This window comes from Pantoea sp. EEL5 (genome assembly GCF_049892805.1).
Taxonomy (GTDB): domain Bacteria; phylum Pseudomonadota; class Gammaproteobacteria; order Enterobacterales; family Enterobacteriaceae; genus Pantoea; species Pantoea ananatis.
Genome location: NZ_JBNDNJ010000005.1, coordinates 284915 through 304915, shown reverse-complemented (window position 1 = coordinate 304915; position 20001 = coordinate 284915). Strand labels below are relative to the sequence as shown.

At 53.8% G+C, this 20001-nt stretch carries 20 protein-coding genes and 1 riboswitch; of the genes, 4 read left to right on the top strand and 16 right to left on the bottom strand.

Annotated elements, in window-relative coordinates:
• Positions 1 to 215: 215 nt before the first annotated feature.
• Positions 216 to 620 (bottom strand): MBL fold metallo-hydrolase, encoded by a 405-nt coding sequence (locus ACPXSQ_RS18755; RefSeq protein ID WP_014598310.1) that lies wholly within the window; start codon positions 618 to 620, stop codon positions 216 to 218.
• A gap of 657 nt (positions 621 to 1277) precedes the next feature.
• Here ACPXSQ_RS18755 and ACPXSQ_RS18750 point away from each other — a divergent pair.
• A complete protein-coding gene (locus ACPXSQ_RS18750) occupies positions 1278 to 2423 on the top strand; it encodes a lactonase family protein (RefSeq protein ID WP_426144228.1) in 1146 nt (381 codons plus the stop codon).
• Between the two features lie 168 nt (positions 2424 to 2591).
• On the opposite strand, the gene uca is transcribed toward ACPXSQ_RS18750, so the two are convergent.
• From uca to ACPXSQ_RS18720, 6 genes are all read right to left on the bottom strand, one after another.
• Positions 2592 to 6197: an urea carboxylase gene (gene uca / locus ACPXSQ_RS18745; protein ID WP_426144227.1), complete on the bottom strand. Its 3606-nt coding sequence runs from the start codon at positions 6195 to 6197 to the stop codon at positions 2592 to 2594.
• Positions 6198 to 6308: 111 nt separating this feature from the next.
• Entirely contained in the window at positions 6309 to 6944 is a 636-nt protein-coding gene (locus tag ACPXSQ_RS18740) for an urea amidolyase associated protein UAAP2 (protein ID WP_014333187.1), read from the bottom strand.
• A 10-nt stretch (positions 6945 to 6954) separates the two neighbouring features.
• Entirely contained in the window at positions 6955 to 7683 is a 729-nt protein-coding gene (locus ACPXSQ_RS18735) for an urea amidolyase associated protein UAAP1 (RefSeq protein ID WP_426144226.1), read from the bottom strand.
• Complete coding sequence (locus ACPXSQ_RS18730) at positions 7680 to 8462, bottom strand: ABC transporter ATP-binding protein (protein WP_426144225.1); 783 nt, start codon at positions 8460 to 8462, stop codon at positions 7680 to 7682. The genes ACPXSQ_RS18735 and ACPXSQ_RS18730 overlap by 4 nt, the downstream gene beginning before the upstream one ends.
• Positions 8459 to 9274: an ABC transporter permease gene (locus ACPXSQ_RS18725; protein WP_013027909.1), complete on the bottom strand. Its 816-nt coding sequence runs from the start codon at positions 9272 to 9274 to the stop codon at positions 8459 to 8461. Before ACPXSQ_RS18725 ends, ACPXSQ_RS18730 begins: the two co-directional genes overlap by 4 nt.
• Before the next feature lie 24 nt (positions 9275 to 9298).
• A complete protein-coding gene (locus ACPXSQ_RS18720) occupies positions 9299 to 10357 on the bottom strand; it encodes a putative urea ABC transporter substrate-binding protein (protein ID WP_014604647.1) in 1059 nt (352 codons plus the stop codon).
• Positions 10358 to 10412: 55 nt separating this feature from the next.
• Positions 10413 to 10511, bottom strand: a riboswitch (guanidine-I (ykkC/yxkD leader).
• A gap of 589 nt (positions 10512 to 11100) precedes the next feature.
• Between ACPXSQ_RS18720 and ACPXSQ_RS18715 the strand changes: the two genes are divergently transcribed.
• Positions 11101 to 11760 (top strand): DUF1345 domain-containing protein, encoded by a 660-nt coding sequence (locus ACPXSQ_RS18715; protein WP_210453306.1) that lies wholly within the window; start codon positions 11101 to 11103, stop codon positions 11758 to 11760.
• A gap of 123 nt (positions 11761 to 11883) precedes the next feature.
• Here ACPXSQ_RS18715 and ACPXSQ_RS18710 read toward each other — a convergent pair whose 3' ends face one another.
• Entirely contained in the window at positions 11884 to 12117 is a 234-nt protein-coding gene (locus tag ACPXSQ_RS18710; RefSeq protein ID WP_029569653.1) for a hypothetical protein, read from the bottom strand.
• Positions 12118 to 12454: 337 nt separating this feature from the next.
• Complete coding sequence (locus ACPXSQ_RS18705; protein WP_210448553.1) at positions 12455 to 12718, bottom strand: hypothetical protein; 264 nt, start codon at positions 12716 to 12718, stop codon at positions 12455 to 12457.
• Between the two features lie 533 nt (positions 12719 to 13251).
• Here ACPXSQ_RS18705 and ACPXSQ_RS18700 point away from each other — a divergent pair.
• Positions 13252 to 13608, top strand: a complete 357-nt coding sequence (locus ACPXSQ_RS18700; protein ID WP_019105927.1) for a cupin domain-containing protein — start codon at positions 13252 to 13254, stop codon at positions 13606 to 13608.
• Between the two features lie 35 nt (positions 13609 to 13643).
• Here the strand turns inward: ACPXSQ_RS18700 and ACPXSQ_RS18695 are convergent, their stop codons facing one another.
• The 6 genes from ACPXSQ_RS18695 to ACPXSQ_RS18670 all read right to left on the bottom strand — a co-directional run bounded on the left by ACPXSQ_RS18695 (position 13644) and on the right by ACPXSQ_RS18670 (position 17827).
• The gene (locus ACPXSQ_RS18695) at positions 13644 to 14336 is read right to left on the bottom strand and encodes an aspartate/glutamate racemase (RefSeq protein WP_019105926.1); all 693 of its coding nucleotides are present in this window, start codon (positions 14334 to 14336) and stop codon (positions 13644 to 13646) included.
• A 176-nt stretch (positions 14337 to 14512) separates the two neighbouring features.
• Complete coding sequence (locus ACPXSQ_RS18690; RefSeq protein WP_019105925.1) at positions 14513 to 15748, bottom strand: protein-disulfide reductase DsbD family protein; 1236 nt, start codon at positions 15746 to 15748, stop codon at positions 14513 to 14515.
• 23 nt (positions 15749 to 15771) lie between these two features.
• A complete protein-coding gene (locus ACPXSQ_RS18685) occupies positions 15772 to 16335 on the bottom strand; it encodes a peroxiredoxin (RefSeq protein ID WP_014333199.1) in 564 nt (187 codons plus the stop codon).
• A gap of 213 nt (positions 16336 to 16548) precedes the next feature.
• Positions 16549 to 17085, bottom strand: a complete 537-nt coding sequence (locus ACPXSQ_RS18680; protein ID WP_426144224.1) for a DUF4865 family protein — start codon at positions 17083 to 17085, stop codon at positions 16549 to 16551.
• Positions 17086 to 17095: 10 nt separating this feature from the next.
• Positions 17096 to 17503, bottom strand: a complete 408-nt coding sequence (locus ACPXSQ_RS18675) for a tautomerase family protein (protein WP_042677084.1) — start codon at positions 17501 to 17503, stop codon at positions 17096 to 17098.
• A gap of 9 nt (positions 17504 to 17512) precedes the next feature.
• Positions 17513 to 17827, bottom strand: coding sequence for a carboxymuconolactone decarboxylase family protein (locus ACPXSQ_RS18670; RefSeq protein WP_145032626.1), 315 nt, complete (start codon positions 17825 to 17827; stop codon positions 17513 to 17515).
• Between the two features lie 100 nt (positions 17828 to 17927).
• Between ACPXSQ_RS18670 and ACPXSQ_RS18665 the strand changes: the two genes are divergently transcribed.
• Positions 17928 to 18806: a LysR substrate-binding domain-containing protein gene (locus tag ACPXSQ_RS18665; RefSeq protein ID WP_426144223.1), complete on the top strand. Its 879-nt coding sequence runs from the start codon at positions 17928 to 17930 to the stop codon at positions 18804 to 18806.
• A gap of 279 nt (positions 18807 to 19085) precedes the next feature.
• On the opposite strand, the gene ACPXSQ_RS18660 is transcribed toward ACPXSQ_RS18665, so the two are convergent.
• On the bottom strand, positions 19086 to 19994 hold the full coding sequence (locus ACPXSQ_RS18660) for a metallophosphoesterase (protein WP_014598297.1): 909 nt from the start codon (positions 19992 to 19994) through the stop codon (positions 19086 to 19088).
• Positions 19995 to 20001 lie beyond the last annotated feature (7 nt).

Sequence of the window (20001 nt, the reverse complement as noted above, 5' to 3'; positions counted from 1 at the left end):
GGAGTACTTTACGATGAATGAAGTTAACCGCCTCAAAATCCTGCAGGATGTCATTGATGGCAGGCTCACCACTTCGCTTGCATCACAACGACCTGGCCTTACGGATCGCCACTGCCGGCGTCTGCTGATAGCCGAATGACGCGAGATAGAATTGCACCACACCGAGCATGTAGTGCCAGTAGGATCCTTCGTGGTTTTGACTATCTAACAGATAATCAATTTATATGCAGTGGGGTACTGATGTACTCCATGCGAAAACGTGAAAAATTATTATGTATCGACAATTTTTTAATTCTGGCGGTATAGCCTGGAAACCTTACTGCCGAGTAGCGCTCATTCGCCACCATTGGATGGCATATTATTCGACATTTGTCAGGTATCCACGGCACACCACCACAATGGTCATAGTGACCGTGGGAAAGTACAGACGCGGTAAGGTTTGTCAAATCTACTCCCATTAAACCTGTATTATGCATGAAGCTATCATCAGGGCCGGTATCAAACAGAATTGAATCATTTTCATCCTGGATAAACAGACTAAGTCCGGCTTTAGCACACAGCAAATTTTTAGATTCGGGCTTAAGTCGGTTTTCCAGCAGGACGCTGATGGTTATGGACATGTTCGCTCTTTCCCTGAAGTAATACGTTACCGCCAGGCTGCGATAACTCTGTGAGGCACAGTCAATAATACTCCATTGGACTATTGGACTGCCCCCACAACCCTAGACAATTTGTGTCCTCACGATGAGGCCTGATCGAAGGCCTCTGGAGTGACGCCGCCGAGGTGACTTTGGCGCCGGGCGCGGATCGATTAATTCTCATCGAAAACCCTTTAAAGATGCGCGAAATACTTTCCACACCCGCAGATAACGGAGATTAAAATTTGGAGTACTTGCCTCTCCTGTGACATCTCTCACCCCCTGCCAAAACATTTCCGTTTAGTACTGGAAAAATACTCTCTGTATCCGGCCAGACATTGCTGATAATTTGTCCAGACTCTGGTTTAACATAGCTGACACAACGCTTAACGGACGCATCAGAAAACGAACAGCATCAACGTAAGGCTTCGTGCCACGAGGGGCCGTTTCTGACATTTCAAAAAGCGACACGACTAACAGCAAACGAATACCGCTCATCTTCCTTTTCTGGCAACCGTTTCGACGTGAAGAAAGAACGTATTACTGAAACGCGACGCTCTGCCCTTTTGCTTACTAAGTATTCATTGCCCGGATGTTCAGGCGACCGTAAAAATTAACGACACTGGCGAGTAGGGAAAAATGATGAATAAAACGATTCTGGCGCTAGCCGCCGTTGCAAGTGCTTCGGCCATTGTGCCGCTAATGGCTCAGGCATCTTACGCGTATGTGGGAACCTATAATCCCAATGGCGAAGGGGTTTATCGATTTATCCTCAATGCGCAGGGTGAACTGTCGGGAAAAACATTGGTGAGTCAACTGCCCAACCAGGCACAGATGGTGGCGTCAGCGGATGGTAAACATCTTTATGTGGTGAGTGAGACCGAGAAAGGTAGCATCACCGCTTATCAGATTGGTACGGACGGTTCGCTCACGGCATTAAATCAGGTCGACACGCAAGGCAAAGGACCGGTGTACCTGTCCCTGACACCCGATCAGCGTTACCTGTTGGTCGCAAATTATGTCAGCGGCAGTATTACAGTGTTTGCGGTGACGCCAGAAGGCAAGCTGAGTGAGGCTGTCGATCATCATCAGGACAGCGGCCCAGCTGGCGCAGGCAAACCGGCCGCAGCGGTAGACGGCAGCTTTGCCATCAGCGATCACAATGGTCCGCATGCACATATGGTCGCCAGCGATCCCACGGGCCAGTTTGTTTACTCGACGGATTTGGGGCTGGACCGCATTTACCAATACCACCTGAATAAAGACGGTACCCTGACGCCCGGCAAACCCGCATGGATAAACGCCTCGTCTGCCGGTGCAGGCCCCCGCCATTTCGTTTTTAGCGCTGAGGGTCATGCGCTCTGGTTAGTGAATGAAGAAGCCTCCACACTCACACATTACCTCATTAATCCGCAAAGCGGTGCTTTGCAGGAAAAGGCCACGGTTTCTACGCTGCCTGCCGGTTATAAAGGCACCAGTTTTGCAGCCGGGTTAGTCATTGATAAGGGCGGGAAAAATCTTTACGTCGCCAACCGTCTGCATGACAGCATTGCGCACTTTGAGGTCAATGCAAACGGCACACTGACGCATAAAGATGATGTGTGGACGCGCGGGGATTACCCCCGAACGCTGACATTATCCCCTGATGGCAGCATGATTTACGTGATGAATCAGCGTAGCGATAACATCACCAGCTTCAGGGTGGATAAAGCGAGTGGTGCCATCAACTTTACCGGGAACTATGTTGCCGTAGGCGCGCCTTCACAGATGGTGATTGTTCCCTGAAACATTGATGCAGATAACATGCACGTCACGCTGTGGTGCGTGTTACCGACGCAGCGTGCAGGTGCACGAGAAGGTCAGTCTCGCGCACCTGCCCGTTCAAGATCACTAACGGGCATGATCGATAAGCACTCAGGCCCAGCGATTATCGCTGCCAGTGCCAACGCAAAATCAAGTGTTATCCTCCACAATCACCGCAACCCGCTGTCCGGCGCGCACGGCACTGCCTGGCTGTACGTTAACCTGCTGGATGATCCCATCGCAGGGTGCCAGCAGCGGAATCTCCATTTTCATGGATTCAAGCACCACCAGAACATCCCCCGCCTGAACCCGACTTCCCACCGTGGTTTGCACTTGCCAAAGGTTGCCGGAAACCGGGCTTTCGACACCCTGCTCGCCCTGCTGTAGCGGTGCATCACCGCCCTCTTCTGCCATGTTCTCCTGGCTGTCGAAATGGGCCTGACCACTGGCGATCCAGCGATCGCGTTCCGCATTGAACGCCTCTTGCTGGTGGTCACGAAACGCCGCGATACTTTGCGCCTCATGAGCGAGAAACTGCTGATAATCACTCAACCGCAGCGTACTGGGCTCAATGCGCAGCGGATAACGCCCCAGCGGGAAATCGCGGCGGATTTGCACCAGTTCCTCGGCGGATACAGGGTAGAACCGCAGTTGATCAAAGAAGCGCAGCAGCCAGGGTTTCCCCGCAAAATCAGCAACCTCTCGATAGCGATTCCACATCTGAAGCGTGCGCCCCACAAACTGATAGCCGCCAGGTCCTTCCATGCCGTAAACGCAGAGGTAAGCGCCGCCGATACCCACCGAGTTCTCTGCCGTCCAGGTGCGCGCCGGGTTGTATTTTGTGGTGACCAGGCGATGGCGCGGATCCAGCGGTGTCGCAACCGGCGCCCCCAGATAGACATCGCCCAGCCCCATAACCAGATAGCTGGCCTCAAACACCGTCTCCCAGACCGCCTGTTCGTCAGGCAGATCGTTAATGCGGCGAATGAATTCAAGGTTACTGGGGCACCACGGTGCATCAGGGCGTACCGTCGTCATGTACTTTTCAATCGCCTGGCGACAGGCGGGATCGTCCCAGGAAAGCGGCAGATGTACTGCGCGAGTTGGCACCTGCAGATCATCACTCAGGCAAACCCTGAGCCACTCGCCGCGTACCCAGTCCAGCAGCGCGTCATGGGTGAGGATTTCAGGCTGAAAATGGATCTGCAACGAACGAATCCCGGGCGTGATATCAATCACCCCGTCTTTTGCATGCGCTTCCAGCGCCTGCATCAGGGCATGAATGCGAAAACGCAGAACCAGATCCAGCTCCGGCTCCCCGGCTTCGAGTAGCAGATGCGTATCGCCAGAAAGTCGCGCGACCAGGCGCTTATCGGCCTCACCGCAGGTCATCACGATCGGCGAGGTCAGCGGCGCAGGTTGCCAGACTGTCGCCTGGCCACAGAGCGTTGCCAGTTCCTGGCCTCGCGCTTTAGCCAACTGGCGCGCGGTGGTTAAATCCACCGAGGTAAAGCGCACTTTATCACCGGCTTTCAACTGCCCTAACTGCCAGAGATCGGCTTCGATGACTGTGACCGGACAAACGAATCCCCCGAGGCTGGGTCCATCCGGGCCCAGAATCACCGGCATATCGCCGGTAAAATCAACCGCACCTACCGCGTACGGATTGTCGTGAATGTTTGACGGATGCAGTCCGGCTTCGCCCCCGCTGTCTCGGCTCCAGATGGGCTTGGGCCCAATCAGGCGGACGCCCGTGCGGCTGGAGTTAAAATGCACTTCCCATTCTGTGGCAAAAAAAGTGGCGATATAGTCCGGCGCGAAGAACTCCGGCGCACCGTGTGGACCATAAATTACCCGTAGGGTGCGGATCTGCGGGAGATCCATGCGCAATGCCTCAGGAAGTGCCGCGCCAGCTTCCGTTGCTGCCTGTGGGGCCAGGTGCAGCACATCGCCGCTACGCAGTGCGCGTCCGGCGTGGCCGCCAAACTGGCCAAGCGTAAAGGTGCTTTTACTGCCTAAATACGTTGGCACCTGAATGCCGCCGCTCAGGCAGAGATAGCTTCGCACGCCCGCCCCACTCACAGCACCCAGCTTTAACGTCGCCCCGGCGGGAATGGTAAAAACACAATCCATCGGCACGGGCTGGCCATCCAGGGTAGCGCTCAGTGGTGCACCGCAGATGACGGCCTGGATGGCGGTATTGAATTTCAGAGTGGGTCCGGTGAGGGTAATTTCCAGTGCGGCTTCCCCCTCGTCATTGCCCAGCAGCCGATTGCCTGAACGCAGGGCGCGGTCGTCCATCGGCCCCGATGGCGGTACGCCGACCGCCCAGTAGCCCAGACGGCCCGGATAATCCTGCACGCTGGTTTGCGTACCGGCGCCTAGCACCTCAACCGTCGCTGCCTGATAGCTCAGCTGTTCCAGACAACGGGTCCAGGGTTCTCCCTGAACAAAGGGCGCAAACGCTAAAATTTGCTGCAGATAGAGGCGGTTGGTTTCAACACCGTATAAACGCGTTTCTGCCAGCGCCTGCGCCAGTGTGGCAATGGCCTCCGGGCGGCTGGGCCGCCAGGCGATCGTTTTCGCCAGCAGCGGATCAAAAAAGGGCGGCACTTCGCAACCGGCTTCAATCCAGTGATCAATGCGCAGGCGAGCATCCTGTTGGTCGGGAAAGGCAACGTCTGTCAGCAGGCCCGGTGAAGGCTGAAACTGCCGTCCCGGATCTTCCGCATAAATGCGTGCCTGGATAGCATGGCCTTGTGGCGCAAGCCCGGCAGCCAGCTCGCGCAGGGGCGGCAAGGTGTCCGCAGCCAGTTCAATCATCCATTTCACCAGGTCAACGCCCCAGACCTGTTCTGTTACGCCATGCTCGACCTGAAGGCGAGTGTTGACCTCCAGGAAGTAAAATTGTTGGTTCAGGCTGTCATAGACAAACTCCACGGTGCCCGCGCTGCGATAGTTCACTGCTTTACCCAGCGCAACTGCCGCCTCGCAGAGCGCCTGTGCCATGCCTTCAGGCAAATTGGGGGCAGGTGTTTCTTCGATGACCTTCTGGTTACGCCGCTGCACCGAGCAGTCACGCACGCCCAGCGCGATAACGTCTCCTTGCCCGTCACCAAAGATCTGCACCTCAAGATGACGTGCGCGTTCGATATAGTTCTCGAGAAACACGCCGGCATCACTAAAGTTGTTCTGCCCCAGCCGCTGCACGGTATCAAACGCTTCCGTCAGTTCATGCGAATCGCGACAAACGCGCATGCCAATCCCGCCGCCACCCGCCGTACTTTTCAGCATCACCGGATAACCAACGGTCTCGGCGACGCGGCAGGCTTCGGCGGCATCGGCCAGTAATTCGCTGCCTTCCAGCAAGGGCACACCTTCAGCTTTCGCCAGAGCACGGGCCGTGTGCTTCAGACCAAAAGTCCGCAACTGCTGTGGCGTTGGGCCAACAAAAATCAGCCCTGCGGCCTCGCAGGCCTCAGCGAACCCGGCGTTTTCAGAGAGAAAACCGTAGCCCGGGTGAATCGCCTGTGCACCGCTTTGCTGCGCTGCGGCAATAATTTTTTCAGCGGCCAGATACGTTTGTGCCGCCGGGCCGTCGCCAAGGGACAACGCTTCATCGGCATCACGAATATGCAGGCTGCCCAGATCGGCCTCGGCATAGACAGCCACCCCCTTGACCTGCATGGCGCGCAGGGTGCGCAAGATGCGGCAGGCGATCGCACCGCGGTTAGCAATCAGTAAGGTATCAAACATAAGCGGAACTCTCAGGAAAGCGGGTCGTCCCGCAGAAAGTCGACATGTCCCCTGGGGCCGTCCCCGGGGCTTCTCCTGTTCAGGCGTGCGTATTGTTCAGTCGCACCAGGCTCAGTTCCATACCAATACCTCGGCGGGCGTGGGATTCCAGCCGTTACAGGGGTTATTCAGCTGCGGACAGTTTGAGATTAAGACCACCGCATTACACTCGGCGCGCAGTTCAACATATTTGCCGGCGGCGGAAATACCGTCTTCAAAGGTCAGTCCACCCTGCGGAGTGACGGGAACGTTCATAAAAAAGTTGATGTTGGCGCCGATATCGCGTTTATGCAGGCGACCGTCATGCAGGCAGGCACAAAGAAAATTATCCCGGCAGCTGTGCATATAGCGCTTGTCGTGAGCATAACGTACCGTGTTACTTTCCTGCGCGCAGGCACCGCCCAACGTATCGTGGCGGCCACAGGTATCGGCGACAATGGTCAGCAGCGGATTGCCCATATTCGAGTAAAGTACGCTGCCGGTGGTCAGGTAAGCATTACCCTGACGGCGCAGCGTACGCTGGGGATCGTAACGCTCGCGCGGATTATCTGCGTTGTAGAACAGCGTATCGATCGCCTGATTCCCTTCCAGGTCGAGCAGACGCAATGTTTGCCCTTGTTTGACCTCAAACAGCCAGGGTTCGCCCGCCGGAATCACATGACGGTAAACCGCATCCTCTGGGCGGCGGTCGCTGGAAATAATCATCATCGCTGACTCCTTACAGGGCAAAAAGTTGGGTGTTATGTATTGCGCGCTGATTTTCATCGCGGATGAACAGCGCTTCAGTGGTAGCCTGTACGTCATCGGCCTGATACCAGCTCAGCTGGATGGGACGCGGTGCATAGTCAGGGGCAGGATCCATTGGATGGGTGAGCGCGGTCAGGACGATCAGCACGTCCATTGGGGCAAACAGCTCAACAACATCCCCTGCGCGGCTATGTTCGGTATCGAAGCGGAAGCGGCCATCTTCATCGACGGTGACTTTGCTAAAGAAGTTAACGACCATGAGCAGATCTTCAAGACCCAAATCCCATTTGCCCATCTCGACCAGCAGATTATCGACTCCATTGCGGTAAAACCCATTCCGCAGCTCCTGATAGCGCCCTGCGCCATATTTTTCGCGCGTTTCCGCCGCGTTAAGTACGCCACCAAACGGGTCGTGCCAGCCACAACTGTCCGCCACGATCCCGGCGAGTACGCGGCCCATATCGGAATAAAAACAGTGGCCGGTAGTGAGCCGGGCCGTATGCTGGCCCTTCAGCGTATCCGGTAGATTAAGGCGTTCACTTTTCTCATGCGGATTGAGCATCATCATGCTGACGTTCGCGCCGCCATCAATATCGGTCAGGCGCAGGATGTGCCCTTTGCGCAGAATGAATGAGGTGTGCGCCCCGCCTGGAAGCCGCTCTTCGCGCAGGCTGGGCGCTGAGTGAAAACGTGCCGTCATTGCTGTCTCCTTAATGCATAAACGTTGTCTTTACTGTCTGTCATCAGCTGTGCCATTCGCGCCTCATTCAGCGGAATGTCATAGGTGATACGCGCGCCCCAGGCATGAGGGGCCTGGGGATCGTGGCGGACTTTGTCAAATACCAGTAGCCGTGTACCCAGGTTGAAGCCTTCAGTAAGATCGTGGGTGACCATAAAGACCGTCATTCGGGTTTCACTCCACAGTTGAAGCAGCAGCGCGTGCATGTCTTTGCGGATACCGGGATCCAGTGCGCCAAAGGGCTCATCCAACAACAGCACTCGCGGTTGCATGATAAAAGCCTGGGCAATTGCCAGCCTTTGCTGCATTCCGCCGGAGAGCTGTGCCGGATATTTATCCAGCGCATTTCCCAGCCCCACTTTGTCCAGCATCTGTCGTGCCTGCTGCCGGGCCGCGCGTTTTCGGGTGCCGAACAGGCGACCCGACAAGGGCGAAGCAGGCAGTTCGAGCCCTATCGCGACGTTATCCAGTACATTGAGATGGGGAAACACGGAATAGCGTTGAAACACGACGCCGCGGCTGCGGTCGGGTTCTGTCGCCAGTGCCTTACCATCCAGGGTGATCTCTCCCCGGGTGGGTTTTTCCTGCCCCAGCAGCAGGCGCAAAAACGTCGACTTCCCGCAGCCCGATGCACCGACCATAGAGCAGAACTCGCCCGCCTTAACCTGCAAATTGATGCGTTCCAGCACCACGTGGTCGCCGTACTCCTGCCAGATATTGTTGATACTGATAAAACTCATTCCCGGCCTCCTTCCGCCCATGGGAAACAGGCGTTGTGCAGCTTGCGCAGGCCCAGATCCATCAGCCAGGCCAGCAGCGTGATCCAGATGACATAGGGGATAATCACATCCATCGCCATGTAGCGACGCACCAGGAAAATGCGATAGCCCAGCCCGGCGGTCGCCGAAATCGCTTCGGAGGAAATTAAAAACAGCCAGGCCGATCCCAGAAGCAGCCGTACCGAGGTTATAAGCCGTGATAACAGCTGCGGCAGCACGACCCGCAGCACGACCGTCCAGCTATTGGCTCCCAGGGTTTGCGCTTTGATCAACAGTTCCGCCGGAATTTCCCGTGCCCGCTGTTCAAGATCGCGTGCCAGCATCGGCGTAATGCCAATGACGATGAGCATGACCTTCGACAGCTCATCCAGGCCGAAAACAATAAACAGCACGGGCAGAATCGCCAGCGGCGGCACCATTGAGACAACCGTCATCAGGGGTGACAGTGCGGCGCGGGACATCGGAAAAACGCCCGCGGCAATGCCGAGGCACAGACCAATCAGCGAGGAGAGCGCCAGCCCCATGAGCAGACGGCTCAGGCTGATAAACGTATCGGCCCACAGCAGGTATTCACCACTGCGCTTATCTGGCGTGAAGGCCATCCGATCAATCGCCTCAATCATCTGCGACAGTCCGGGCAGCAGTTTGTCCTGCGGATTGGCCTCCAGCCGCACCGCTGATCCGATAAACCAGGCGGCGATGATCAGCACGAAGGGCAGCAGCATTAGCGTCAGGCGCATGCCCTGGCGGGGATAGCGGTTGATGTAGCGCATGACATGAACTCCCGTGGTCAGTGGTTACAACTTGCCCGCAGCGGCCAGCTTAAGATAGCTGTCGTCAAAGCGCAGTTTGCTGTTAGCCCTATCGCCAACGGTGACGTTGCCCGGGAATGTCATGCCGATAAAATCAGCGCTCTGTGCGCCCTGACCCAGCAGACCTTTGTCAAACGAGAAGTTCGCCACGCGTTGCATGGTCTTTGGCAGATCAGGCGAAGAAATAAAGGCCAATGTCTCAGCAGGCGTCCAGAACAGATGCGTTGTTTTAAGCTGAGCCTGATAGCCCGCGAGGTCGGTACCGGAATCTGCCGCCATTGCACTCAGCGCTTGTTTATCACCCGCCTGCATTTTTGCCATCATTTCAAACCACGCACCGGTCAGCGCTTTGCCGAGGGCGGGGTTATCTTTCAGCGTTTGGGTGTTCACGACCATCATGTCGATGAGTTCGCCGGGCACTTGGGTGGAGCTAAACACTTCGGTGGTTTGTGGCGTCTTTTTGATGACGGACAACTGCGGGTTCCAGGCTACCGCTGCCCGCACATTGCTGGTGCCAAAGGCCGAGACGATATCCGCATCGGAGGTATTAACCACTTTCACATCTTTTTCCTGCAGCCCGGCTTTTTCCAGTCCGCGAACCAGGAGATAGTGCGATACCGAGAGTTCGGGCAGATAAACCGACATACCTTTCAGATCGCTGAGTTTTTTATTCATCCCTTTTAGCACGACGCCGTCGTTGCCATCGGAATAGCTGCCGGTGATGAGTGCTGTCGAATCTACCCCACCTGCCGCCGGGATAGTCAGCGCATCCATGTTGGTCATGGTGCAGCCGTCAAACTGCCCTGCCGTGTACTGGTTGATGGATTCGATGTAGTCGTTGAGTTGAACAATATTGATTTTGATGCCGTATTTGCTGGCCCATTTATCAATAATTTTTTCATTGCTGATGGTGCCCCAGGGCATCCAGCCCGCATAGATCGTCCAGCAGATGTTGAACTCTTTTTTAACCGTGGCGAAGGAAGAAAAGCTGATCAGCAAGGTGAGTGACAGCAAAAGCGTGCGGATGAACGGCGTTGTTTTCATGGTTAACCTCTGGTTGGCACAAAAAAGGAGCAGCGCGACACCTGACGGTGCTGCTGTCTCCCGGGCTTTTGTCCCGCCGTGTAACCTCTCAGAGGTCGCCAGCTCTCGGACCAGACATTCACCTGCGTGAACCGGAACCCTAGCCAGCTATTTAATTCAGATTATGTGTTGCGCTGCTTACCGATCAGGTTTTTGCAATTGACGTGCCAGAATTAATGACAATAAAAATCAGTGATTTAGCATTATTCCTGGTGACGAAGCACCAGAATGATGAGTGACCGAGGGGCATTGCACACAATCAGTGCCGACTGGAACACGAAATATGCTGTGCAGTCCTTACATCATAAGCATCAGCGCGGTTTCTGGGCGACGTTGCAGCGGTAGTGTCCATCCTGACGAGGCGTAACGGTATAACGCCTGACGCAATACCGCTGACGGCGCGAGGTGCTTTAATCCTGTACATGTCGCGCGGTCAAAGGGGAGCCACTATTACGCGATAGCCATCCTTGTAGCTTAAGGGAACGTACACGCTTTTAACGGTGACCATCCGCACTTCTCGTTTGTTGACCCTCCATTACTGCTATAGATGCCCGCACGCGGGTATGGCAGTAGCGTGCTACACAGAGACTGGCTTTGCGTTCTGCCGGTTCTTTAACCCACCATAAACGTCGCGCGTTTTTTGCAGCAGGGTCATCCGGCCTGCACTACAGTTAACTGACTCAGTAACCAGCAAAAACATAACCATGTCCTCTTCCCTTCGCTCAAATCTGTTTGCCCGGTTGCGCCTGCTGATCTCTGTGGTGGCAGGTCTCGTCTGCTATGTTTTACTGCCTGGGCATCTGGGGCAAATGCAGAGACTGTTAATCAGTTGGAACGTGCTGGCATGGCTCTATCTGTGGTTTATCTGGTTTCGCATGTTGCGTACCGCGCCAGATGAGATTAAACGAATCGCCCAGATGCAGGATCAAAGTGCCGCGCTGGTGCTGGGGCTGGTCATCGTGGCCTGTATGATCAGTATGGTGGCCATCATGAGCGAGCTTCCCACGTTAAAAAGCCTGACGGGCTCGTCGCGGGCCCTGCATCTGCTTTTGACTGCCATGACGCTCATCGCCTCATGGGCCTTACTGCCCAGCGCATTTGCCATGCATTATGCCCATCAGCATTACCTGCTTCGCAGCAACAGTATCACGCCGATGATCTTTCCGGAGAAACCGACGCATCCGGGTTACTGGGATTTTCTCTACTTCTCTTTCACCATCGCGGTGGCATCCCAGACGGCGGATGTGGCGACGGGCACGACAGAAATGCGCAAGATCGCCTTGTTGCAGTCGGTTATCTCTTTTATTTTTAATCTGGCGATTCTGGGACTGTCCGTGAATGTGGCAGCCAGTTTGTTAAGTTGAGAGTCTGCCTGCGACGATAGCCAGCAGAGAAGCGCATTGACTGTTACTGGAATTTGCCGCTTACAAGCCTGTGCGAAGAGAAGTTGCACCCTCTTTGAGAGGGTGCAGAAAATGCGAGAAAAATTAACCGCCCTGCTGCTGTTGCCCTTGCTGTTGACTGGCCGCTTCTTTCTGTTTCTTTTTGGCCATATGATGTCCAACAGCGCAGCCTGCTGCGGCCCCAGCGACACCGTGATGTTTAACATGCCCTGCCACGCCGCCCACGGCCGCGCCCTTTAGACAGCCTTTGGCTTCAGCTTGTGAACTCATCGCCATGAGCAGACCCGCGGTAACAAGAACAACTGACAATTTTTTCATCGAATGACTCCCTGATAAATAGCGAATACGCATTAATGTCTACTGAGCATAGTTAATCAGGTCGCTTCTGCTGGCCGAAGTCAGTAAATCTTGAAACCGTTTACCCGCCGTTAAGCATTTAACATTCCGGGAGTGATAGCGATATCATAACAGGCGCTTTTTAGCACAATATTCAGTCTTTAACGCTTATCGATAACGACGGGAAGGAGATGTAAGAGAATATAAAAAACTGCACCTTACTCAGTAAGACGTCCAGCTTTTGAGGTGCAGTTCGTTGAGGGGGTTGAGCATAATTAAAAGGCTAAACAATCAGTTCAGGATGTAAAACCGAGCAGGTTCAGGACATATCATCCTGAGTTTCATCGTGTGGGCAAGGTTCGCCGGTGTCATCACAGGCAGGGTTAATGCGCAAACCGCCTGAAGGCTTTTGATGAGCAGCAAGTTTGATGTTCCCCGCACTGCCCGCATTGTTCTTTTGCAGCGAAGAAGCTGACTGTTGTTCATGTACAGATACAGCCAGTGCTGCATTCTGAAAGGTAATCAAGGTCGCGATGGTGAACGCCGTTGTTTGCAGTGCCACTTTTACGGATAACATTTTCATAACTTGCCCTTTAGAGATTACGCCAGGAAGGACAGAACGGTTAGCCGTTCTGCTCTGTGCTGTATTCAAACTCAGCAGGGTGAAAATAGGATCTTTATATTTCCATTTTAAGACGGACCTGATAAATCAGATTACTCCTTGCCAGCCTGATACAGAAAACACCAGGCGGAGGGAAATAATAAAGATTAAAATCATTATCTTATTTACCTCATTCTGCTCGTTGATATTGCAACACCCCCCCTTACTTACACATTTTTCAGATCCTGACTGAGCAGAGCATTAACCAATGACGAGCGGATGAGCGGTAACTGGCTGCACTTTCTCTCAAACTGTCTAAACCTGGCATCGATAGCACCGTACTCAAAAACCTGTGCAGGCCACGGCCAGAAATTTCATGCTTTTAGGGCAATGTATTCTGCGCATAACTTTCATGCCAAAGCGTTTAAGACGCGCTTTGTTTTTCCGTTTTTGTATACGCTGACGTATCAATTCAGACCACGCTGCATCGTTAACGACTGCTCAGGAAGCATGAAATGAAAGTACAAAAACTTAATCAACCCGCTTCAATCAAGACGCTGGAATCATGGGGGACCGTTGAGGGCCTTCCGGGATCGCCCGAGATTGCACTGGCCGGGCTGCAGACGGTGATCCCCGGTCATGAGAATACAGATATGGGCATTTTTGAATGTACGGCGGGCAGTTATCGTCGCGGCGTTAAGCAAGCAGAGATGATGCATTTCCTGTCAGGAACGGGTTCCTTCACAGCGGATGGCGAAGCACCACAGCATTTCAAACCTGGCGATACCTTGTTCTTTGAAGCGAATACAGAAGGGACATGGGTCATGGAGACCACCATGCGCAAGCTTTATGTGATTTTCGACACCCTGTAAAAGTTCGATCACTGATTCATCCCACTGAGGATGAATCAGGACAGCATAAAATCGACGGCATCGTTTGCATGAATGCGCGTTGTATCGAATACCGGTAGCGCGCTTTGTGCTTCTGAAACCAGCAAACCAATTTCCGTGCAGCCAAATATGACTCCTTCTGCACCTTGTGAAGCCAGTTCGTGTATCACCTCAAGATAATACTGGCGGGAGCCTTCCGAAAATTTCCCCATGCAGAGTTCATCAAAAATGATTTGGTTGATGACGTTACGCTGTTCTGCCGGTGGTACCAGGGTAGCAATTGAGAATTGTTTATTCAGGCGGCCCAGATAGAAGTCCTGCTCCATGGTATAACGCGTGCCCAGCAAGGCCACTCGGGTCATGCCTTTGCTCGTTATCGCCCTGCCCGTCGCATCCGCGATATGTAAAAAAGGCAAATGACAGCGAGATTCAATCGCCCCGGCAACCTTGTGCATCGTGTTGGTACATAAGACGATTGCGTCTGCACCGGCACCCGCCAGACCCACGGCCGCTTCAGCCAGTAGTTCACCAGCCCGATCCCAGTCGCCACTGCGCTGGCAGGCTTCAATTTCATGAAAATCCACGCTGTGCAGAAGCAGCTTTGCCGAGTGTAAACCGCCTAATTTGCTTCTGATTCCCTCATTGATCAACCGATAATAAGGGAGCGTTGATTCCCAGCTCATGCCGCCTATAAGGCCGATTGTTTTCATCACTCTCCTTTGAAATACATCACTGCCAAAGCCTGTCGAGGATAATAAAACTGCGCGTTGCCTGAAAGGATTATGACGGATTAGCCGCGTGTTTTCAGGCGTTGCGCTAACCCGTTACCGCCAGAGCCTTGCCGCCGCCGGGCAGCGGAAATCCACTGCCCGGCAGGGATCTATCATCACGTTTTATTGCCTTTTTCACTCGCCTGCTGCAATGCCGTGATGACGATGCCCGGCGTTAACACCTGAGGCAGGACAACGGGTTTTCCGCCGTCAGCAGGATAAACCACATACAGCGGCAAACCGCCACGGCCAAAATCGCTGAGTGCCTGCTCAACGTCAGGATTGTACTTTGTTGAGTCAGCAATCATATAAATGGTGTTGGTACGCGCCATGGCCGTCTTTACTGCCTGGGTTGACAGCGAGGTACGTTCATTAACCTGACAGGTAATGCACCAGGAGGCGGTAAAGTTCACCAGAACCGGTTTACCCTGGCCTTTTATAGCGTCCACATTTTGGGGCGACCATGCCACCGCAGCCGCTGCCACAACATCCGAAGAATCAGGGGCTGCCGTCGAGGTTTTCAGCGTAAATAACGGTGGTACCAACAGGATAATTACAACAGCTGTGGCGATGTGCAGAGCCCAGTGCCGCCTTCCCATCATCTGCCGCTTCTGAGCCAGGCCATACAGCCAGGCGGCAAAACCCAGCAGCAGGCAACAGGTCAGTATCGCTGCCAGCGCCGTCGAGCCAGCCTGCCGTTCCAGCACCCAGATTAACCAACCCGCCGCACCCAGCATCGGAAACGCCAGGCCATGTTTTAGGGTGATCATCCAGGCACCCGGCGACGGCAGTATTCGGGCAACGACAGGGAAAAAGGAAATCAAGGTGAAAGGCGCAGCAAAGCCCAACGCCAGAGAAAGAAAGATAATAAAGCTGATAACGGGGGGCTGTACAAGCGCATAACCTATGGCGCTGGCCATAAAGGGCGCGCTACACGGGGTAGCAACAACAATAGCCAGCGCCCCCGTTAACGCGGACCCGGTCAATCCCCCCCGCTCGCCCCCGACTTCGCCGGCCCGCTGAAGTGATAATCCCACCTCGAACAGGCCAAACAGATTAAGTGCGGATGCCAGCATCACCAGAACCAGCAACGCAATCACCAGCGGTGACTGCAGTTGAAAACCCCAGCCCACTGATGACCCACCGAATCTCGCCAGCAACAGCAGACCAACCAGTAACATCATGGTGACCACTACGCCAGCCAGAAAAGCGAGCCCTTCTGAACGAGCCTGTGCGGGCCTGGCGTGATGCCGTATCAGACTCAATGCCTTGAGCGAAATGACCGGGAACACACAGGGCATGAGATTAAGTATGATGCCGCCCAGAAAAGCGGCGGCGATAGCAGTCAACATGATTTATCTGTCCAGATCGGGAATTAAGCCGGGTTGGCCTGGCGGTATTTTTTCACGGCATCCAGCGTTTTCTGAATGTGTGATTCTGGATTTTTATCCGTATAACTCAGCAGGATTTTGCCATCCGGTGCAATAACATAAGACGTACGATCGGAAAGCGTTTTACCTTTCATCTCCATCGTACTTTTGTATTCTGCAGCCACTTTTGCGCCCGGATCGGCAGCAACGGTGAATTTATCGCGGCATTCAAGTTTAGAAAATTTCTCAATCTGGTCAGTATTACCTGCGGTGACGCCGATTACCGTTGCGCCCTCTTTTTTAAAGTCATCTGTCGCTTCTGCAAAGGCATGCGCCTCTAAGGTACAGCCTGCACTAAACGCCGCCGGGAAAAAATATAGAACGACCGGGCCTTTTTGCAGTGCCTGCTGTAAAGAGAAGGTGGTTTCTTTACCTGCCAGTGCGGCTTCCAGTTTGAAATCCGGCGCCTTTGCACCCACCGGCAGTGCCGCGAACGCGGAGGTCATTGGAAGGCTCAGTGCCAGTAATGATGCAGCCGTCAGCATTTTCAGGTGATTCTTGATACGCATTCTCTTTTCTCCGTCGACAAGCAGGCATAAGTGCCCCTTGCACGTTAATACTAGGTTCATTCACTAAAAATGAAAAAGTTTGCGTCATGGAATAACGCGATAGCGTCACCAGAGCGTTAATGCAAACGTGTCTGGCATCTACAGTAAGATAGTCTTACAACCGATCATTTAGATATGCGGTTAAGCGATAATTTTGTGTCAGACGGTAAATATTCAGGGAACAGAGAGATGCCCTACCTGATAACGCTGAAAATGGCCCGAATCTTGCGCGGGCGCCGTTGTCCAGAGACAAAAATCTATGTGGCGCCAGTGAAAGGTATCCAGAGCCGATACGCGTGCTAACGCCCCGGCTTGTTTTGGGGGCTGTGTTAACCCGGCGAGATCGGCGTAAGCAGGAACGGTGCTGACGTTCAGGGAAGCAAAACCGGCTTGAACCATCTCTGGCGACAGCCTGGCCGATAACACCGGGAAGGTATGCACCTGCGGCCAGCCAAAATCCTCAGTAAGCTTTTTAAAACCTGCCCCCGACAAAAAACAGTGCATGCTCTCTGCGTCCTGCCAAAGATAAAAGGGCACATACACATTTTCATCCGTGTTTATGGGACCTTTGGCTTTGCACGCATAAAGCCAGGCTTTGAATATGAGACCAGGAAATCCCGCCATCTTATATCCGTTGTCATCAATCCGGCGTTGAATAATCGTCATGTCGTAATCGGCGGGAAGAACAAAACGGTATTGCATAGCAAGCATGGTTTTCTCCTTAAAGTTGGGGAATATCCGCCAGGTTAAACATCTTCCCATGACTAAAAGACCAGTCTTCTGGCTGAGTGAAATGAAGAACGATCATGACATCATGGGGCTTTATACCCATCGATTTTTCAAGACGCCGGGTAAGATCCTGATAAAAGGCCTGTTTCTGCTGCGTATTACGCGTTTTACCTGCGGTAATGGTAAACAGAAGAAAGTCATTGCTGCGGCCCGCCTCAGCACCACAAAGATAATGCCGATCAAAAATCCAGCTGTGCGCGTCATAACAATCAAAAAACTGAAAGCAGTCTCCGCGCGGTACGGAAAATGAAGCTTCAAGCGATTGCTGTAACGCAGCAGAAATTTTCTCTCGCCACTGCTGAAAACGCGCTGTTGAGATGGCTATATGGCTTACAGGCATCGGTATCCCTCACTCAGGCTGTGTGTTTTTGAAGACGGTCAACGCGGAAACGGCGTTCGGCCAGCCGCAATAAAAGGCAAGATGCGTTATTACTTCGATAATTTCATCGTCTGAAATGCCATTTTGGCGAGCAAATTCCAGATGCCAGCCCAGCTGTTCATTTCGATACAGTGCAACGAGGGCGCTGACCGTAATCAGACTTCTGTCCCGCGGTGAAAGCCCGTCCCGCTGCCAGATATCGCCAAATAAGACCTCTTCACTGAGACGTGCCAGCTTCGGTGCTATCCCGTCCATATTCTCCCGACTCACCTTTATCGTGTTCATTTTTGTTTCTCCTTGAGGATGTGGTAGAAAGATAGGATGCTTTGACGATCTATAAAATCAGAAATATTGGGACCCTGAATCCCATAAAACGGGATGAAAAATGGCAAAAAGACCCGTTACGTTCGATGCTGAAACATTACGAACCTTTGTCACCGGTATTGAGTTGGGAAGTTTTGCTGCTGCTGCAGAGCGCCTGGGGCGTTCAACATCGGCGGTAAGCGCTCAGCTTAAAAAGCTTGAGCAGCAGGCAGGCGCCGCGCTGGTGCAAAAGTCAGGACGACATCTGGTCCTTACTGCCCAGGGGGAAATGATGCTTGCCTATGCGCGCAGGCTGATGAGTCTCAACGACGAAGCTTACCAGGCGGTGAAATCGGTGGGCATCCGTGGCGAGGTTCGGCTGGGATTGCAGGAAGATTTTGGAGAATCACTTCTCCCCTCTCTTCTTGGGCAATTTTCACGTGCGCACCCCGACGTTCAGGTCTCCGCGACCGTGACCCGCAACAAGCCTCTGCTGGATGCAATACGTCACAATGAACTTGATGTTGCCCTGAGCTGGCAGGGTGACGAAAGCACCGCTTACAGCGAGTCGCTCGGGTCATTACCACTCTGCTGGATTGGCGCAAAAGATTTCGATATCGGCGCATTTATCGATCGGAACCGACCTCTGCCGTTACTGGTTTTTGAAGCACCCTGTCTGATGCGTAGCGCGGCGACAGCGGCCCTGGACAGCATGAATATCCCCTGGCGCATTGCGTTTACCAGCAGAAGCCTGAGTGGGATATGGGCGGCCGCGGCGGCCGGGCTCGGAATGACGTTGCGAACACAAACGGGCATGCCGTCATCACTCGCGATATTTGACCAGCAAAAATTGCCAGATACTGGCGCGATTGGCGTTCGTCTGCATCAGTCTGAAAAAAAAGTATCAGCCGCAGCAGCCTCGCTTTGCCAGATGATAAAAACGCACTTTCGTGGCACATAAGCCAACTACCGCGCCTGAAGAAATCCAGCCAACAGACAGCATCAATCAATGACCGGACAGGCAGGATTTCTGGCGGTTGAGGCTGAGCACAGGGCTGTCAGATTGTGGTCGTTTAAGCAACGCCCTGCTTTTTGTCCGGCCCGGCTTTGGCACCCCTCCTGCTTGCTGCGCTAATCTTGACGCGGGCACCTGAGTAAGGCCAATTACAGTATGCTGTAACTAAAATCGTTACAAAAAATACTGTGCTCACACTTTTGTGACATCCATCGCCAATGCTGTTTACCCCCGGCTTATCTCTCCACCATAGCCTTGTACGCTGAGCGTATCACCGTCTGCTTCCACCCACGCGAAGGGCACAACTGAAGGGCCGTCGAGCATGCCCTTCATGATAAAAAAGTCGGTGTCCAGAATACGGGCATAGCCTCCGCGATGATCGTGTCCGGCAAAACAGGCGCGCACCCGGTAGCGGGTGAATAAATTCACCAGCGCGTCGGCGTTCATTAACATATGCGTATTCCCGGGAGCCAGCGGATAATGCCCGAATACCACGATGCTTTCTCCGCACTGCTGTGCCGCCTGTAACTGCTGCTCTATCCACACCAACTGTTGCGCGCCCACGGCACCGTTCCAGGGCTGCGCGTGGGGTTGATGCTCATGTTGCAGCCGGGCCAGCAACGCTGCCGCCTGTTGGCGATCGGTGCCGTTGAGCGCATTGCAGTAAAGACTCATATCATTGCCATCGTAGACAATGAAGCGCCAGCCGTTAAAACGGAAAGCGTAATAGCTCTTGGGTAGGGGAACCTTACCTTCAAGTCGTGTGGCAATCGTCTGCGCATCATGATTACCCAGCACCACGGCATGGGGATGCTTTAATTCTTGATATACCGGCAATACCGCAGCATAGCTGTACCAGTCGCGATCGACGAGATCGCCCAGGGTCACCACAAAATCGAGCGGCTGAGCGTTGAGCGCCGTGATGGCCTGGTGCAGTTTTTGTAGTCCGTTGCGATAGTAAAGATGGTTGTCAACATCCGGTTCGATATCCGCATATTGCGGGTCGGCGATCAAACCAAAACGAACAACGTTGTTCCGCGCAGGTAAGGGACGCAGCAACGGCGGTTGATACAGCGGTACGACCTCCGCCAGCAGTTCGCGCTGCTGCAGACTAAGCGAGTGAGGCGTTAACATTGGCGTT

Bases quoted from the DNA above. Each gene is read 5' to 3' on its own strand.
- ACPXSQ_RS18755 (WP_014598310.1), bottom strand. From the start codon at position 620: ATGTCCATAACCATCAGCGTCCTGCTGGAAAACCGACTTAAGCCCGAA.
- ACPXSQ_RS18750 (WP_426144228.1), top strand. From the start codon at position 1,278: ATGATGAATAAAACGATTCTGGCGCTAGCCGCCGTTGCAAGTGCTTCG.
- uca (WP_426144227.1), bottom strand. From the start codon at position 6,197: ATGTTTGATACCTTACTGATTGCTAACCGCGGTGCGATCGCCTGCCGC.
- ACPXSQ_RS18740 (WP_014333187.1), bottom strand. From the start codon at position 6,944: ATGATGATTATTTCCAGCGACCGCCGCCCAGAGGATGCGGTTTACCGT.
- ACPXSQ_RS18735 (WP_426144226.1), bottom strand. From the start codon at position 7,683: ATGACGGCACGTTTTCACTCAGCGCCCAGCCTGCGCGAAGAGCGGCTT.
- ACPXSQ_RS18730 (WP_426144225.1), bottom strand. From the start codon at position 8,462: ATGAGTTTTATCAGTATCAACAATATCTGGCAGGAGTACGGCGACCAC.
- ACPXSQ_RS18725 (WP_013027909.1), bottom strand. From the start codon at position 9,274: ATGCGCTACATCAACCGCTATCCCCGCCAGGGCATGCGCCTGACGCTA.
- ACPXSQ_RS18720 (WP_014604647.1), bottom strand. From the start codon at position 10,357: ATGAAAACAACGCCGTTCATCCGCACGCTTTTGCTGTCACTCACCTTG.
- ACPXSQ_RS18715 (WP_210453306.1), top strand. From the start codon at position 11,101: ATGTCCTCTTCCCTTCGCTCAAATCTGTTTGCCCGGTTGCGCCTGCTG.
- ACPXSQ_RS18710 (WP_029569653.1), bottom strand. From the start codon at position 12,117: ATGAAAAAATTGTCAGTTGTTCTTGTTACCGCGGGTCTGCTCATGGCG.
- ACPXSQ_RS18705 (WP_210448553.1), bottom strand. From the start codon at position 12,718: ATGAAAATGTTATCCGTAAAAGTGGCACTGCAAACAACGGCGTTCACC.
- ACPXSQ_RS18700 (WP_019105927.1), top strand. From the start codon at position 13,252: ATGAAAGTACAAAAACTTAATCAACCCGCTTCAATCAAGACGCTGGAA.
- ACPXSQ_RS18695 (WP_019105926.1), bottom strand. From the start codon at position 14,336: ATGAAAACAATCGGCCTTATAGGCGGCATGAGCTGGGAATCAACGCTC.
- ACPXSQ_RS18690 (WP_019105925.1), bottom strand. From the start codon at position 15,748: ATGTTGACTGCTATCGCCGCCGCTTTTCTGGGCGGCATCATACTTAAT.
- ACPXSQ_RS18685 (WP_014333199.1), bottom strand. From the start codon at position 16,335: ATGCGTATCAAGAATCACCTGAAAATGCTGACGGCTGCATCATTACTG.
- ACPXSQ_RS18680 (WP_426144224.1), bottom strand. From the start codon at position 17,085: ATGCTTGCTATGCAATACCGTTTTGTTCTTCCCGCCGATTACGACATG.
- ACPXSQ_RS18675 (WP_042677084.1), bottom strand. From the start codon at position 17,503: ATGCCTGTAAGCCATATAGCCATCTCAACAGCGCGTTTTCAGCAGTGG.
- ACPXSQ_RS18670 (WP_145032626.1), bottom strand. From the start codon at position 17,827: ATGAACACGATAAAGGTGAGTCGGGAGAATATGGACGGGATAGCACCG.
- ACPXSQ_RS18665 (WP_426144223.1), top strand. From the start codon at position 17,928: ATGGCAAAAAGACCCGTTACGTTCGATGCTGAAACATTACGAACCTTT.
- ACPXSQ_RS18660 (WP_014598297.1), bottom strand. From the start codon at position 19,994: ATGTTAACGCCTCACTCGCTTAGTCTGCAGCAGCGCGAACTGCTGGCG.